The organism is Aquamicrobium defluvii (genome assembly GCF_004363725.1).
GTDB lineage: Bacteria > Pseudomonadota > Alphaproteobacteria > Rhizobiales > Rhizobiaceae > Mesorhizobium > Mesorhizobium defluvii.
This window is the reverse complement of the sequence record NZ_SNZF01000003.1, coordinates 232,732-246,856: the sequence shown is the minus strand read 5'-3', so window position 1 is coordinate 246,856 and position 14,125 is coordinate 232,732. Positions and strand designations below refer to the sequence as shown.

At 65.0% G+C, this 14,125-nt stretch carries 14 protein-coding genes; 8 read left to right on the top strand and 6 right to left on the bottom strand.

Annotated elements, in window-relative coordinates:
* Positions 1-12: 12 nt before the first annotated feature.
* The 4 genes from DES43_RS03850 to DES43_RS03835 all read right to left on the bottom strand — a co-directional run bounded on the left by DES43_RS03850 (position 13) and on the right by DES43_RS03835 (position 4,039).
* Complete coding sequence (locus DES43_RS03850; protein ID WP_084496349.1) at positions 13-1,443, bottom strand: MFS transporter; 1,431 nt, start codon at positions 1,441-1,443, stop codon at positions 13-15.
* A gap of 54 nt (positions 1,444-1,497) precedes the next feature.
* The gene (gene soxR / locus DES43_RS03845; RefSeq protein ID WP_035022375.1) at positions 1,498-1,968 is read right to left on the bottom strand and encodes a redox-sensitive transcriptional activator SoxR; all 471 of its coding nucleotides are present in this window, start codon (positions 1,966-1,968) and stop codon (positions 1,498-1,500) included.
* Positions 1,969-2,219: 251 nt separating this feature from the next.
* On the bottom strand, positions 2,220-3,338 hold the full coding sequence (locus tag DES43_RS03840; RefSeq protein WP_035022372.1) for an NAD(P)/FAD-dependent oxidoreductase: 1,119 nt from the start codon (positions 3,336-3,338) through the stop codon (positions 2,220-2,222).
* Positions 3,338-4,039, bottom strand: a complete 702-nt coding sequence (locus DES43_RS03835; protein ID WP_035022369.1) for a GntR family transcriptional regulator — start codon at positions 4,037-4,039, stop codon at positions 3,338-3,340. The genes DES43_RS03840 and DES43_RS03835 overlap by 1 nt, the downstream gene beginning before the upstream one ends.
* 137 nt (positions 4,040-4,176) lie before the next feature.
* Here DES43_RS03835 and DES43_RS03830 point away from each other — a divergent pair, with 137 nt between their 5' ends.
* Entirely contained in the window at positions 4,177-5,547 is a 1,371-nt protein-coding gene (locus DES43_RS03830; protein WP_035022366.1) for an aspartate aminotransferase family protein, read from the top strand.
* A gap of 183 nt (positions 5,548-5,730) precedes the next feature.
* On the opposite strand, the gene DES43_RS03825 is transcribed toward DES43_RS03830, so the two are convergent.
* Entirely contained in the window at positions 5,731-5,994 is a 264-nt protein-coding gene (locus tag DES43_RS03825) for a helix-turn-helix domain-containing protein (protein WP_035022362.1), read from the bottom strand.
* Between DES43_RS03825 and DES43_RS03820 the strand changes: the two genes are divergently transcribed.
* The 6 genes from DES43_RS03820 to mnhG are packed head-to-tail and all read left to right on the top strand — an operon-like array spanning position 5,897 to position 12,125.
* Entirely contained in the window at positions 5,897-8,998 is a 3,102-nt protein-coding gene (locus DES43_RS03820; RefSeq protein WP_133674810.1) for a monovalent cation/H+ antiporter subunit A, read from the top strand. The genes DES43_RS03825 and DES43_RS03820 overlap by 98 nt on opposite strands.
* Complete coding sequence (locus DES43_RS03815; protein WP_035022357.1) at positions 8,995-9,336, top strand: Na+/H+ antiporter subunit C; 342 nt, start codon at positions 8,995-8,997, stop codon at positions 9,334-9,336. Before DES43_RS03820 ends, DES43_RS03815 begins: the two co-directional genes overlap by 4 nt.
* Positions 9,336-10,958: a monovalent cation/H+ antiporter subunit D gene (locus tag DES43_RS03810; protein WP_035022354.1), complete on the top strand. Its 1,623-nt coding sequence runs from the start codon at positions 9,336-9,338 to the stop codon at positions 10,956-10,958. Before DES43_RS03815 ends, DES43_RS03810 begins: the two co-directional genes overlap by 1 nt.
* Complete coding sequence (locus DES43_RS03805) at positions 10,955-11,440, top strand: Na+/H+ antiporter subunit E (protein ID WP_035022352.1); 486 nt, start codon at positions 10,955-10,957, stop codon at positions 11,438-11,440. The genes DES43_RS03810 and DES43_RS03805 overlap by 4 nt, the downstream gene beginning before the upstream one ends.
* On the top strand, positions 11,437-11,718 hold the full coding sequence (locus DES43_RS03800) for a K+/H+ antiporter subunit F (RefSeq protein ID WP_035022349.1): 282 nt from the start codon (positions 11,437-11,439) through the stop codon (positions 11,716-11,718). Before DES43_RS03805 ends, DES43_RS03800 begins: the two co-directional genes overlap by 4 nt.
* Positions 11,715-12,125: a monovalent cation/H(+) antiporter subunit G gene (gene mnhG, locus DES43_RS03795; protein ID WP_035022346.1), complete on the top strand. Its 411-nt coding sequence runs from the start codon at positions 11,715-11,717 to the stop codon at positions 12,123-12,125. The genes DES43_RS03800 and mnhG overlap by 4 nt, the downstream gene beginning before the upstream one ends.
* A gap of 20 nt (positions 12,126-12,145) precedes the next feature.
* On the opposite strand, the gene DES43_RS03790 is transcribed toward mnhG, so the two are convergent.
* Complete coding sequence (locus DES43_RS03790) at positions 12,146-12,574, bottom strand: Lrp/AsnC family transcriptional regulator (RefSeq protein ID WP_035022343.1); 429 nt, start codon at positions 12,572-12,574, stop codon at positions 12,146-12,148.
* A 121-nt stretch (positions 12,575-12,695) separates the two neighbouring features.
* Between DES43_RS03790 and DES43_RS03785 the strand changes: the two genes are divergently transcribed.
* Positions 12,696-13,814: a saccharopine dehydrogenase family protein gene (locus tag DES43_RS03785; RefSeq protein ID WP_035022341.1), complete on the top strand. Its 1,119-nt coding sequence runs from the start codon at positions 12,696-12,698 to the stop codon at positions 13,812-13,814.
* Positions 13,815-14,125 lie beyond the last annotated feature (311 nt).

Genomic DNA, 14,125 nt, shown 5'->3' with positions numbered 1-14,125 from the left:
AGGCTCCGTGCTTCAGGGTCGGGACTGACCCTGAATGTAGCCTGCCACGAGGACGCCGACCGCGGGCGCCAGCGCGAACAGGGCGCAGACCCAGAAGGCGGCGGATGCGGCGCCCTCGACGCCGCCCGGCGTGCCGATGCCGGCGGTGTTGGAGATCATGCCGGCCAGCGCCGTGCCCATGGCGATGGCGAAGAGCTGCACCGTGGTCATGCCGCCGGTCGCCAGATCCTGCTCGTCGGCCGGCGCGCTGCGGTAGACTTCGGTGACGAGATTGGGCCACGCAATGCCGATGCCGAGCCCGACGAGGATCAGCGCGAGGCAGATCGGCCCAAGCCACACCCATGAGCCGTTGCCCTGGACCGGCAGGCAGATGGCGAGGATGACCAGTCCGATGAAGGTGAGCGCCGGGCCGACGGTCAGCAGGCCCTTGCCGCCGGACTGGCGGCGCGAGGACAGCAGCGATCCCAGCGTCCAGCCCATCGACATCATGGCGGCCAGATAGCCGGCCCACAGCGGCGTCTGCGCATGAAGCTGCTGGAGCATGTAGGGCACGTAGATCTCCGGCTGCATGGACAGCATCAGCAGGGCAACGCTGAGATAGAGCGGTGCGAGTGCCGAGGAGAAGCGGAAGGAGCGGCGCGGCAGCATGCGGGCGCTGGCGGTCGCGTCGGTGCGGGCGATCAGCACGATAAGAACCAGTGCGACGGTCAGACCCGCCGCCGCCCATTGCGTCTCGCTCGACAGGCCGCCTGCCGAAACCGCCAGAACCGCCAGCGTCAGCAGGATGAGCTGGAGCACCGGCACGGGCGCGCGCTCGTTCCTGTCGCTGCTCTTGCGCGGGAAGGCCAGCAGCGCCAGCAGGGCAAAGCCGACGGCGAACGGCATGAGCGACCAGAAGGCGGTGCGCCAGGAGCCGCCATCGGCGAAGATGCCGCCGACGGCCGGGCCCACCAGCGTGGCGATGCCGAATACGGCCGAGATGAGCCCGATGGCCCGGCCCCAGACGCGCTCCGGCAGCACGATGCGGGTAAGCGCATAGGCCAGCGCATAGAGGAAGCCGCCGCCGAGGCCCTGAAGCGTGCGGCCGATGAGCATGACCGACATGGTCGGCGCCATGGCGCAGGTCAGCGTGCCGGCCGCGAACAGCAGCGAGGCGATGAAATAAGCGCCGCGCGGACCCCACTGGCGCAGAAGGTTGGCCGCCAGTGCTGCACCCAGAATGGAGCCGACCACGAACAGGGTCATGGTCCAGGCGTAGAAGTCGAGCCCGCCGATCTCCTGCACCACCGAAGGCATGACGGTGATGGCGATGTACATGTTGACGGAATAGAGCGTCACTCCGCCGGCCAGAACCAGCACCGGCATCGTGTTGCCGCCGGAAAAAAGATCGCCCCATCCGGTGGGGCCCGGGGGAGAATAGGCGGTATCGATCGAATCTTGCATTGCCGACTCCTGTTTTAGTCGACATGCCTTGTAAGACCTCAACGTTGGTTGAGGTCAAGTGCCTTCATGATGGTTTTCGGCCAGCTCCAGCCGGCGTGGACCGGGGCCTTTCTCTCCCAGCCGGTCGTCGGGGTTGCGCAGCGGACAATCTTCCAGCGACAGGCAACCGCAGCCGATGCAACTGGCGATCTGGTCGCGAAGCTGGAGGAGGCGCGTGATGCGGTCATCGAGCATCGCACGCCACTCGTCCGTGAATTTCTGCCAGTCGCGGGCGTTCGGCACATGGTCGTGCGGGAGATCGGCCAGCGCCTCGCGGATGCGCGCCAGCGGGATGCCGGCGCGCTGGGCGATGCGGATGATGGCGATGCGGCGCAGCACGGCGCGGTGGTAACGGCGCTGGTTGCCCTCGGTGCGCCAGCCTTCGATCAGCCCCCTGGCCTCATAGAAATGCACGGTGGAGACGGCTATGCCGCTGCGCCGCGCCACCTCGCCCACCGTGAGAACGGCAGCCGGCTTTTTGGGCATGATCGAACCTCAACTATTGACGAGGTTATCATGGGGAGCGACCGCCTCTATTGCAAGTCATCAGGGCAATGGCATCGCCTGTCCGCAGAGCCGGTTTTCATCGACGGGTGATGGAATGCGGGTGTCGGGAACAGGGGCTGCGACTCCGGGGACGGAGCCGCGCCGCTTGCGGCATGCCTCGTCATGACGTTGATGACACGGGCGGCGGGTCAGGGTCGCCGGCAAAGAAACGGGGCCCGCCCAGCCTGCTCCTATTCTTGGGCTGCAAGGGCTTGCGTCACCCGTTCCGCTATGGCGAGGCAGGAGGTGAGGCCGGGGCTCTCGATGCCGAACAGGTTGACGAGGCCGGCGATGCCGTGCGTGTCCGGCCCCTGAATGACGAAATCGGCATTGGCCTCGCCCGGTCCGGAAAGTTTCGGGCGGATGCCGCTGTAGGTCGGTTGCAGGCTGCCGTCGGCAAGGCCTGGCCAGTAGGTGCGGATGGCGCCGTAGAAGCGGTCGGCGCGGGCCGGGTCGACATGATAGTCGATCCCGTCGATCCATTCGACATCGGGTCCGAAGCGGGCAATGCCGTTGAGGTCCAGCGTCAGATGGATGCCGAGCCCGCCGGGTTCCGGGACCGGGTAGATGAGGTGCCGGAAGGGGGCGCGGCCCGTCACCGAGAAGTAGTTGCCCCTGGCGTAGCGCAGCATTGGCACGAAGCGCGCATCGAGGCCGTCGAGCGATCCCGCCAGCGCCACCGCGCCCAGACCCGCCGCGTTGACGAGGCTGCGGGCCGCGATCCCGAAGGTCTCGCCGCTTTGCGTGTCGCGCGTGGTGAGCAGGATGCGGTCCGGCTCGATGCGTCCCGATACGATTTCGGTATTGAGGCTGAGCATGGCGCCGGCGGCTTCCGCGTCGCCCAGCAGCGACAGCATCAGCGCATGGCTGTCGACGATGCCGGTATCGGGCGAGAGCAGGGCGGCGTTGCAGGCAAGCGACGGCTCGAGTTCTTTCGCCTGCATTGCCGTGAGGCGCTTCAATTCGCCCGCCCCGCTGGCGCGTGCATTGCCGGCGATGGCGGCCAGCGCTTCTTCCTGTCCCTCGCCAGTCGCCACGATCAGCTTGCCGCAGCGGCGATGGGGGATGCCGCGTTCGGCGCAGTAGGCGTAAAGCAAGTCACGGCCGGCAACGCAGAGTTCCGCCTTCAGCGATCCGGGCGGGTAGTAAAGCCCGGCATGGATGACCTCGGAATTGCGGGAGCTGGTTTCCGTGCCGATGGCGCCGGCCTTTTCGAGGACCAGGACGTCGAGACCGCGAAGCGCCAGTGCGCGCGCCGCCGCCAGGCCGACGACGCCGGCGCCGGCGACAATGCAATCGACCTCTTCCATCAGTGTCTGGCTCCGGGTGCGTCCGCAGATGTGCCCAGGCGCGCAGTCAGCCGTTCGAGAATGATGTCGGCTGCATCGCCTATGTCGCTTGCAATGGCGCGCTCCGCCGCGTCGGCATCCCCGGCTTCCACAGCGCTCAGCAATTCGTGGTGATGGACGATCATCACCCGCCCGCCGGGCTCGTAGGCTTCGGCAATCAGCGGTCCCATCTGCAACCACAGCCGATGCAGGATGCTGCGCAGCAGCGGAAGGCCGGCAATGTCGGCCAGAGCGAAATGGAAAGTCTGGTTGAGCTCCAGCGCCCCGGTCCAGTTGCGGTCGGCAATGGCCTGTTCGTTACGGGCGATGAGATCGCGCAGGCGCGCGATATCGGCCGCTCCGGCGCAAAGCGCCGTCTCGCGAGCGACGAGCCCTTCGAGCTTCAGGCGAATCATGCGGATCTCGCGATAGCGCTCCGGCGTGATGACCGGGACGCGCACCTCGCGCGCGGATTTCTGGACCAGTGCGTCGTCCTGGATAAGCCGCAGGATGGCATCGCGCACCGGCGTGACGCTGGTGCCGAGCGATTGGGCCAGTTCCCGGATGGTGAGGCGCGCATCCGGGGCAAAGCGGCCCTTCATGAGCGCATCGGCCAGCCTGCCATAGACCGTTTCGCCGAGGTTTTCCTTCTCAAGCGCCTCCAGGCTGAAAGATGGCTGCATGCGATCACTATCCATGGCGTCGTGGACCAATGGACCGACATTGACATTCGGTCCGCTAAAAAACATGATGCATCACACACCAAATGGCAAGCTCCTGCCTTGCCGGTTTGTCGTGAATCACAACACAGGGAAACGCCATGACCGCCCATCCGAACTCCACAGAAGCGCGCGACGTCCGCTATCACCTCCACTCCTACACCAACGCACGCAAGCATGAGGAAGTGGGTCCTCTGGTCATCGAGAAGGGCGACGGCATCTATGTCGAGGACGCTTCGGGCAAACGCTACATCGAGGCGATGGCGGGTCTGTGGAGCGTGGCGGTCGGCTTTTCCGAGCAGCGTCTGGTCGATGCGGCCACCAACCAGATGAAGAAGCTGCCCTTCTACCACACCTTCACCCACAAGGGGCACTCGCCGGTGGTGGACCTTGCCGAGAAGCTGGTGTCGATCGCGCCGGTTGAGATGAGCAAGGCCTATTTCACCAATTCGGGTTCCGAGGCCAACGACACGGCCATGAAGATGATCTGGTACCGCTCCAATGCGCTCGGCCAGCCGCAGAGGAAGAAGATCATCTCGCGCAAGCGCGGCTATCACGGCGTCACCATCGCATCGGCCAGCCTCACCGGCCTGCCCAACAACCAGATCTCATTCGACCTGCCGATTGCCAACGTGCTACACACCGGCACGCCGCATCACTATCGCGACGCTCTGGCCGGCGAGAGCGAGGAAGCATTCGCCACGCGCCTGGCCGACGAGCTGGAGCAGCTCATCCTGGCTGAAGGCCCGGAAACGGTCGCGGCCTTCATCGGCGAGCCGGTGATGGGGGCGGGTGGCGTGGTTGTGCCCCCGGCGACCTATTGGGAAAAGATTCAGGCGGTTCTGGCGAAGTACGACATCCTGCTGGTCGCCGACGAGGTGATCTGCGGTTTCGGCCGCACCGGCAACATGTTCGGCTGCCAGACCTTCGGCATCCGGCCGGACATCCTCGTGATGTCGAAGCAGTTGTCGTCGTCCTACATGCCGATCTCGGCGCTGCTGATCAACGAGAAGGTCTATGGACCGCTGGCGGACGAGAGCAACCGCATCGGCACCTTCGGCCACGGCTTCACCGCCGGCGGACATCCGGTGTCGGCGGCGGTCGCGCTGGAAAACCTCAAGCTGATCGAGGAGCGCGATCTGGTGGGCAATGCGCGCACGGTGGGCGCCCACATGCAAAAGCGTCTGCACGAACTGGCCGATCACGAGCTGGTGGGCGAGGTGCGCGGCGTGGGTCTGATCGCGGGCGTGGAGCTTGTCGCCGACAAGGCAGCCAAGGCACCGTGGAAGAATGTCGGCGCGCTGGGCACGCTGGTCAACGGCTACATTCAGGAGAACGGCGTCATCTCGCGCAACATGGGCGACACGCTGGGCTTCTGCCCGCCCCTCATCATCACGGAAAAGCAGGTCGATCAGATGGTCGACGCGGTGAAAAAGGCTCTCGATACGGCGCTGCCGCAAGTGAAGGGCTGAGCAGCTTCACAGGCGGGAATCTTCCGGTGCCGGCCGCGTCTTCCCGACGCGGCCGGCTTTTCCGTTCCGGAACCCGAAGCGCGCGGCGATCTTCCAGATTTGCTCCTCGCGCTTTAACCATTTGTTTTTGCATGACTTTAACCCGAAACCGGCTTCCGGTTTCGGACGACATGCTTCAGCCCTTCATGATCTCGTCAGGGCGCACAGCTTTTCCGGACGCTCCATGCGCACGCCGATTCCGGCGCCATCCGTGTCGAACAGGAGCTTCACCCCGCAGCGCGTGAAAGCGCCGATAACGAGCTCCTCCGATCCGCGCTGCAAGGCATGGCGGTGGCACTCGAAATCCTTGATGGTGCTGCGCGACACGCCGGCGGCGCGGGCAAGCCTGTCCTGCGTCCAGTTCAGCAGGCCGCGTGCGGCCCGGCACTGTTCAGGAAATATTTGCATCGATCAGCCCTTGCGGTACGGCGGTAGATTCAACCATAATGGACGAAATCAGGCAATATCGTCTCATTTCCATCCAAAGGATCTCCGCATGCTGGGCGGCGCGACTCTCATCTGGATGATAGTGCTGCCATTCGTGGCGAGCGCCGTCGCCGCGCTGCTGCCCTCCAATGCGCGCAATGCGGAAGCCTGGCTTTCCGGCGGGGTCATGCTCGCCATCCTCATCATGGTGATGATGGTCTATCCGGACATCGCAGCCGGCAATGCCGTGCGCCAGGGCGTGAGCTGGGTGCCGGAACTGGGGCTGGAGCTTGTCTTCCGGATCGACGGATTCGCCTGGATGTTTGCGATGCTGATCTCCGGCATCGGTTTCCTGGTTGTCATCTACACGCGCTACTACATGTCGCCGGAAGACCCGATTCCGCGTTTCTACATGTTCTTCCTTGCCTTTGCGGGATCGATGCTTGGCGTCGTGCTCTCCGGCAATCTGATCCAGCTCGTCATCTTCTGGGAGCTGACCAGCATCTTCTCCTTCCTGCTGATCGGCTACTGGTATCACAATCCGTCCGCGCGCGACGGCGCGCGCATGTCGCTGACCGTCACCGGAATCGGCGGCATGGCGCTGCTCGGCGGCATGCTGCTGATCGGCCACGTTGTCGGCAGCTACGATCTCGACGAGGTGCTGGCATCCGGCGATCTGCTGCGCGAGCACGATCTGTACCGGCCGATCCTGATCCTGGTCCTGCTGGGCGCCTTCACCAAGAGCGCGCAGTTTCCGTTCCAGTTCTGGCTGCCGAACGCCATGGCGGCGCCGACACCCGTGTCGGCCTTCCTGCACTCCGCAACCATGGTCAAGGCGGGCGTCTTCCTGATGGCGCGGATGTGGCCGGTGCTGGCGGGAACCTATGAATGGTTCTTCATCGTCGGTCTTGCCGGCATGATCACGCTGGTGCTGGGCGCGTTCTTCTCGATCTTCCAGCAGGATATCAAGGGGCTGCTGGCCTATTCGACCATCAGCCATCTCGGCCTTATCACCATGCTGCTCAGCCTCGGCAGCCCGCTGGGCGCGGTGGCGGCGATCTTCCACATGATGAACCACGCCACCTTCAAGGCGTCGCTGTTCATGGCCGCGGGCATCATCGACCATGAGACGGGAACGCGCGACATGCGCCGCCTCGGCGGCCTGCTCAGCGCCATGCCCATCACCGCCACGCTCGCCATGGTGGCGAGCGCGGCGATGGCGGGCGTGCCCCTGCTGAACGGCTTCCTGTCCAAGGAGATGTTCTTCGCCGAGGCGATCGAGCATCATGCCGATTCGTGGCTCGATACGATCGCGCCCTACGCGGCGGTCGTCGCCAGCGCCTTCGCTGTGACCTATTCGATCCGCTTCATCCACAGCGTGTTCTTCGGCGCGGCGCCCGAACCGCTGCCGCGAGAGCCGCACGAGCCGCCCTTCTTCATGCGTCTGCCGGTGTTCCTGCTGGTGCTGATCTGCCTGATCGTCGGCATTGTCCCGGGCCGCACCGTCGGCCCCTATCTGCACAGCGCCGTCGTCTCGGTGCTCGGCGATTCCACGCCCTACTACAGCCTCGCCGTCTGGCACGGTTTCACCCTGCCGCTGATGATGAGCATCGTGGCGCTGGTGGCGGGCGCGCTGATGTTCCTCACGATCCGCTCCTATCTGGCGACCAGCGAGGAGGGACCGCCGTACTTCCGGCGCATCAACGGCCAGCGCATCTTCGAGCAGGTCATGGTCACCGTGTCGTGGCGCTGGGCGCGCTTCCTGGAGGGCTGGCTCGGCACGCGCCGTTTGCAGCCGCAGCTCCGCCTCATGGTCGCCATCGCGCTGATCGCTGCGATCCTGACGCTGTGGCGCGGCCCGCTGCTGCCCGAGGTCAGGCTCGCGGGAAGCACCGACGTCGTTTTCACCATCCTGTGGGTTATCGGCATGGCCTGCGCCATCGGGGCAGCCTATCAGGCGAAGTTCCACCGCCTCGTCGCCCTCATGCTGATGAGCGGTGCCGGCTTGATCACCTGCATCACCTTCGTGTGGCTGTCGGCCCCCGACCTTGCGCTTACCCAGCTTCTGGTCGAGGTGGTCACCACCGTGCTGATCCTGCTCGGGCTGCGCTGGCTGCCGCAACGCTTCGCGGAGGTCGAAACGCCGGTGCAGGCGTTCTGGTCGCGTCTGCGGCGCTACCGCGACTTTGCGATGGCGATCGCCTGCGGCCTTGGCATGGCCATGATCTCCTATGCAGTGATGGTGCGCCAGCCGCCGCAGACCATCGCCGACTATTTCGTCGAGAACGCCTATCCGCTGGGCGGAGGCACCAATGTCGTCAACGTGATCCTCGTCGACTTCCGCGGCTTCGACACGTTCGGCGAGATCACCGTGCTCGGCATCGTGGCGATCACGGTCTTCGTGCTGCTGCGCCGTTTCCGTCCCGCGCCCGAAAGCGTGGGCTCCACGCAACAGCAGCGCCACCAGTCCGCCGACGATCCGGCGGCGATGCCGGGAGGCGGCACCATAGTTGCCGATTATCTTTATGTGCCTTCGGTGATCATGCAGTGGCTGTTCCCGGTGATCGTCGTGCTGTCGGCCTATCTGTTCCTGCGCGGCCACGATCTGCCGGGCGGCGGCTTCGTCGCCGGCATCGCGCTGGCATCCGCCTTCATCCTGCAATATCTGGCCGCCGGCACGCGCTGGGTGGAGGAGCGGCTGAGGGTGCTGCCCGTCAAGTGGATCGGATGGGGCCTGCTGATCGCTGCCGCGACCGGGATCGGATCGTGGGCGCTGGGCTATCCGTTCCTGACCTCCCATGCGCAATATGTGGAGCTGCCCGTGATCGGCAAGGTTCCCGCCGCGACGGCGCTGTTCTTCGATCTCGGCGTCTTCGCGCTGGTGCTCGGCGCAACCGTCCTGATGCTGATCGCGCTGGCGCACCAGTCGATCCGCAAGCTGCGCGCCGCCAAGACCGCAGCCCTGGCCGAGCAGGAGGTCCAATGACCGAACTGACCCTTTCGCTGGGCATCGGCGTTCTGGTGGGCTCCGGCGTATGGCTGCTGCTGCGCCCGCGCACCTATCAGGTGATCGTCGGCCTGTCGCTGATCGCCTACGGCGTCAACCTGTTCATATTCTCCATGGGCCGCCTGCGCAGCGGCGTGCCGCCGGTTCTCGACGGATCGGGGATCGTCGATCCGGCGGCCTATACAGATCCCGTCCCGCAGGCGCTGGTGCTGACCGCCATCGTCATCGGCTTCGCCACCACGGCGCTTTTCCTCGTGGTGCTGCTGGTGGCGCGCGGCCTGACGGGCTCCGACCATGTCGACGGCAGGGAGCCGTGATGCAGCTCGCCAATCATCTCGATATAGCGCCGATCATTCTGCCGCTGGTCACCGGCGCATTCCTGCTGCTGTTCGACGAGCGGCGTCATACCTTCAAGTCGCTGGTCAATGTCGCGTCCACCCTCGGACTGCTCGTCATTGCCTGGCTGCTCGTCGCGCAGGCCGATGTCGAGGGCTCGATGGCCAGCGTCTACCTGCTCGGCAACTGGGCGGCGCCTTTCGGCATCGTGCTGGTGGTCGACCGGCTGTCGGCGCTCATGCTCCTGCTCACAGCGCTGCTGGCGAACGCCGCGCTGGTGTTCTCGCTGGCGCGCTGGCACAAGGGCGGCCAGCATTTCCACTCGCTGTTCCAGTTTCTGCTGATGGGCCTGAACGGCGCTTTCCTCACCGGCGACCTGTTCAATCTCTTCGTTTTCTTCGAAGTGCTGCTCGCCGCGTCCTACGGGCTGATGCTTCACGGCTCGGGGGTGACGCGCGTGCGCTTCGGCATGCACTACATCGTCGTCAATCTCGGCGCCTCGATGCTGTTCCTGATCGGCGTCAGCCTTATCTACGGTGTCACCGGCACGCTGAACATGGCCGATCTGGCCGTGCGCATCCCCGCCGTCGCGGCGCAGGACAGGGCGCTGCTGGAGGCGGGCACGGCCATCCTCGGCATTGCCTTCCTGACCAAGGCCGGCATGTGGCCGCTGTGCTTCTGGCTGCCCGGAGCCTATTCTGCCGCCGCCGCGCCCGTGGCGGCGATGTTCTCGATCATGACCAAGGTCGGCGTCTATGCGGTGCTGCGCCTCTCGCCGCTGCTGCTCGGCGCGCGCGCCGGCGACTCGGCCAGCTTCGGCGACATCGGCCTGCTCACCGCCGGACTGGTGACGATGGCTTTCGGCACCATCGGCGTTCTGGCGTCGCAGGCCATGGCGCGGCTCGCTTCCTACAGCGTGCTGGTCTCATCCGGCACGCTTCTGGCCGCCGTCGGCATGGCCGACGCTGGGGTGACCGCCGGGGCGCTGTTCTATCTCGTTTCCTCGACGCTGACGATCGGCGCACTGTTCCTGCTCGTCGAACTGGTCGATCGCTCGCAGGATCCGGCCGCCAACATCCTTGCAGTGACGATGGAAGCCTATGGCGACGATCCCGAAGAAGAAGAGGTCGTCGAGGAAGTGGGGGTCACGCTTCCGGCCACGCTGGCCATCCTCGGCCTGTGCTTCGTGCTGTGCGGTCTCCTGCTTTCCGGCATGCCGCCGCTGTCGGGCTTCCTCGGCAAGTTCGCCCTTCTGTCGGCGGCGCTCTCGACCGGCGATGACAACGCCATCTCGGGCATGGCATGGGCGTTCTTCGCGGTGCTCATCATTTCCGGCTTGTTCGCGATGGTGGCCATGCTGCGCGTCGGCATCCGCACCTTCTGGGCTCCGCCAATCGAGGGTGTGGTGCCGCGTGTTCTGATCGTGGAGTTCGCGCCGATTGCGCTGCTGCTGGCGCTGTGCGTCGTCATGACGATCAACGCCGGCCCGGTGATGGCCTATGTCGATGCGACGTCGCAGTCGCTGCACGCGCCGGATGCCTATATCGAGGGCGTGCTGTCGGCCCGTCAGGTGCCGTCGCCAAAGATGGAGGCCGGTCTATGACACGCGTGCTTCCCTATCCGCTGCTCGCCGCATCTCTGCTTGCGATGTGGCTGCTGCTCAACGGCTTCACGCCCGGCCATCTGCTGCTTGGCGCGGTCATCGCGCTGGTCGCCTCGCATATGATGTCGGCGCTTCAGCCCTCGAAGCCGCGCCTGCGCCGCTGGACCCGGATCGCGCATCTGATGGGCATCGTGTTCGTCGATATCCTGCGCTCCAACATTGCGGTGGCGCGCATCGTGCTGGGTGGCAGGAATCCGCAAGTGGTGTCAGGTTTCGTGGCCATCCCTCTCGAGATGCGCGACCCGACGGGACTTGCCTTCCTGGCCTGCATCATCACCAGCACGCCCGGCACGGCATGGGTCGAGTACCGTTCCGCCGACGATCTGCTGCTGATCCATGTGCTCGACGTGGTGAGCGAGGAATCCTGGAGCGACCTGATCAAGAACCGTTACGAAGCCCTGCTGATGGAGATTTTCGAATGAGCGCCGCCATTCTGCTGTGGGCCGTCACCATCTCGCAGATTTTCCTTGCGCTGGCGGCCCTGTGCTGCGGGTTGCGGCTGTTCCGCGGCCCGCGCGCGCAGGACAGGGTGCTGGCGCTCGATGCGCTCTATGTCTGCGCCATGCTGATGCTGCTCACCTTCGGCATCCGCACCGGCAGCACCCTCTATTTCGAGGCGGCGCTGGTGATTGCGCTGCTCGGCTTCGTGTCGACCTCGGCTCTGGCGAAATTCCTCATGCGCGGCGAGGTGATCGAATGAGCCATGCCGCCGACCTCCCGCTCTGGGCTGCGCTGCTGGTTGCCCTTTTGCTCGTTCTGGGCTCCGGCCTGACGCTGCTCGGCGCCATCGGGCTGGTGCGCCTCGACAGCTTCTACAAACGGGTCCATTCGCCGACGCTCGGCACCACCTGGGGCACGGGCGGCATCCTGCTCGGCTCGATGCTGTTCTTTTCGATGATCGAAGGACGGCCGGTGCTGCACGAACTGCTGATTGCGGTGTTCGTCACCGTGACCACCCCGGTGACGCTGATGCTGCTCGCCCGCGCCGCCCTCTACCGCGACCGTATGGAGAAGAACCCCGAGGTTCCGACCTTCGTCGCCGTCGCGGAGCGGTCGTCGGAGGTGGTGGTCAAGGGCACGAAAAACGGAGAGCCGGAGAAGAGCTGAGCGTCGGCCGGCTCAGATCCTCACCGCTCTATCCGCGTCGACAGGATGATCGACGACAGGGTGCGCTCCACGCCGTCCATCGCGCCGATGTCGTCCAGAAGCGCGTCGAGATCGCTGATCGAGGGCGATTCCACCACCACGATCATGTCGAAGCTGCCGCTTACCGAATGCAGGGCGCGCACTGCGGTCCGGGCCCTGAGGTCGCGCACCACCTTGTCCGACTGTTTCGGGGTCACCGTCAGCAGCACATGGGCACGTACGAGCCCCTTTTCATAATCGGGCGCCAGCCGCACCCCATATCCGGTGATGACGCCGCGCGATTCCAGCCGTTCGATCCGGCTTTGCACGGTCGAACGGGATACGCCGAGACGGCGTGCCAGTTCGGCCGTCGATGCGCGCGCGTTCTCGCGCAGCAGCGCAATGAGTTCCTGATCGGTATTTTTCGGCATATCGTCAGATCCATGCATGAAACTGCCTGAAATATAGCATCGATTTGCTTAACTGCATCCTTCCTTTCGACGTGGATATGGCGATGATTCCTGCAGGTTTCACCAAACAGAGGGATTGGCCATGAAGGAAATCGTCGTCATCGGTGCGGGCAAGATCGGCTCCACCATCGCGGGCATGCTGGCGGGCACCGGCGATTACCGCGTCACCGTCGTTGACCGTTCCGCGGAGCAGCTTGCAGGGCTGGATCGCGTCGAGGGCGTATCGGGCCTTGAACTGGATATCGCGGCGCCCGGCGAGCTGGAGAAGGCTCTGGCCGGCAAGTTCGCGGTGCTCAGCGCGGCTCCGTTCAGCCTTACCACGCGCATCGCCGAGGCCGCGGCTTTTGCCGGCGTGCATTATCTCGACCTCACCGAGGATGTCGCCTCGACCCGCCGGGTGAAGGAACTGGCGAAGACGGCGAAGACCGCCTTCATTCCTCAGTGCGGTCTGGCGCCGGGTTTCATCTCCATCGTCGCGGCCGATCTCGCCAGCCGCTTCGACACGCTCGACAGCGTGCGCATGCGCGTCGGCGCACTGCCGCAGTACCCGTCCAACGCGCTGAACTACAACCTGACCTGGAGCACGGACGGCGTCATCAACGAATATTGCGAGCCATGCGAGGCTATTGTGGAGGGCGAGCTGGTCGAGGTTCCGCCGCTGGAAGAACGCGAGGAATTTTCGCTGGACGGCGTGACCTATGAGGCCTTCAACACATCGGGCGGCCTCGGCACGCTGTGCGAGACGCTGAAGGGCAAGGTGCGCACGCTGAACTACCGCACCATCCGCTACCCCGGCCATGCGGCGATCATGAAGGCGCTGCTCAACGACCTCGGCCTGCGCCACCGCCGCGAGGTGCTGAAGGACATCTTCGAAAGCGCACTGCCGGCCACCACGCAGGACGTGGTCATCGTCTTCGTGACGGTGTCGGGCCGCAAGGATGGCCGCCTGCTCCAGGAGACATATGCCAACAAGGTCTACAGCCGCCGTGTCAACGGAAAGGTGCTGAGCGCGATCCAGATCACCACCGCTTCCGGCATCTGCGCCGTGCTCGACATGCTGGCGAACGGCAACCTGCCCCGGCAGGGCTTCGTGCGCCAGGAAGACATCGCGCTCGACACCTTCCTCGCCAACCGCTTCGGCAGCGCCTATGCGCAAACCGACAGCCATGGCGCGCAGAGCCAGACCGGCAAGGCTGCCTGACGCTGCCCGCGTAAACGCCATCGCTTATGCGCCCCTGCTTCGAATCGGAGCGGGGGCGCATATGAGTCGGTGTTTATGTTGCATTGCACAAAACGCAACGCAGCCATGCAAAATTGAGCCTTTAATCAAAAGAGCCATACGGGTATCTATTAATCATCGAATTCCGCGGGGCCTACCTCCTCCCAGACCCAGCGGATATAGGCCAGCCATTATCCTCCTCCCGATAGCTGGCCTTCTCATACGACACCCGCCGGACCTCCTCCCCCGGCGGGTGTTGTTTTTTCTGCCTTACCTTGTCTGCGCCTCGCTCT

Coding starts and splice junctions, on each gene's coding strand:
- DES43_RS03850 (WP_084496349.1), bottom strand. CDS start 1,443: ATGCAAGATTCGATCGATACCGCCTATTCTCCCCCGGGCCCCACCGGA.
- soxR (WP_035022375.1), bottom strand. CDS start 1,968: ATGCCCAAAAAGCCGGCTGCCGTTCTCACGGTGGGCGAGGTGGCGCGG.
- DES43_RS03840 (WP_035022372.1), bottom strand. CDS start 3,338: ATGGAAGAGGTCGATTGCATTGTCGCCGGCGCCGGCGTCGTCGGCCTG.
- DES43_RS03835 (WP_035022369.1), bottom strand. CDS start 4,039: ATGCAGCCATCTTTCAGCCTGGAGGCGCTTGAGAAGGAAAACCTCGGC.
- DES43_RS03830 (WP_035022366.1), top strand. CDS start 4,177: ATGACCGCCCATCCGAACTCCACAGAAGCGCGCGACGTCCGCTATCAC.
- DES43_RS03820 (WP_133674810.1), top strand. CDS start 5,897: ATGGTGCTGCGCGACACGCCGGCGGCGCGGGCAAGCCTGTCCTGCGTC.
- DES43_RS03825 (WP_035022362.1), bottom strand. CDS start 5,994: ATGCAAATATTTCCTGAACAGTGCCGGGCCGCACGCGGCCTGCTGAAC.
- DES43_RS03815 (WP_035022357.1), top strand. CDS start 8,995: ATGACCGAACTGACCCTTTCGCTGGGCATCGGCGTTCTGGTGGGCTCC.
- DES43_RS03810 (WP_035022354.1), top strand. CDS start 9,336: ATGCAGCTCGCCAATCATCTCGATATAGCGCCGATCATTCTGCCGCTG.
- DES43_RS03805 (WP_035022352.1), top strand. CDS start 10,955: ATGACACGCGTGCTTCCCTATCCGCTGCTCGCCGCATCTCTGCTTGCG.
- DES43_RS03800 (WP_035022349.1), top strand. CDS start 11,437: ATGAGCGCCGCCATTCTGCTGTGGGCCGTCACCATCTCGCAGATTTTC.
- mnhG (WP_035022346.1), top strand. CDS start 11,715: ATGAGCCATGCCGCCGACCTCCCGCTCTGGGCTGCGCTGCTGGTTGCC.
- DES43_RS03790 (WP_035022343.1), bottom strand. CDS start 12,574: ATGCCGAAAAATACCGATCAGGAACTCATTGCGCTGCTGCGCGAGAAC.
- DES43_RS03785 (WP_035022341.1), top strand. CDS start 12,696: ATGAAGGAAATCGTCGTCATCGGTGCGGGCAAGATCGGCTCCACCATC.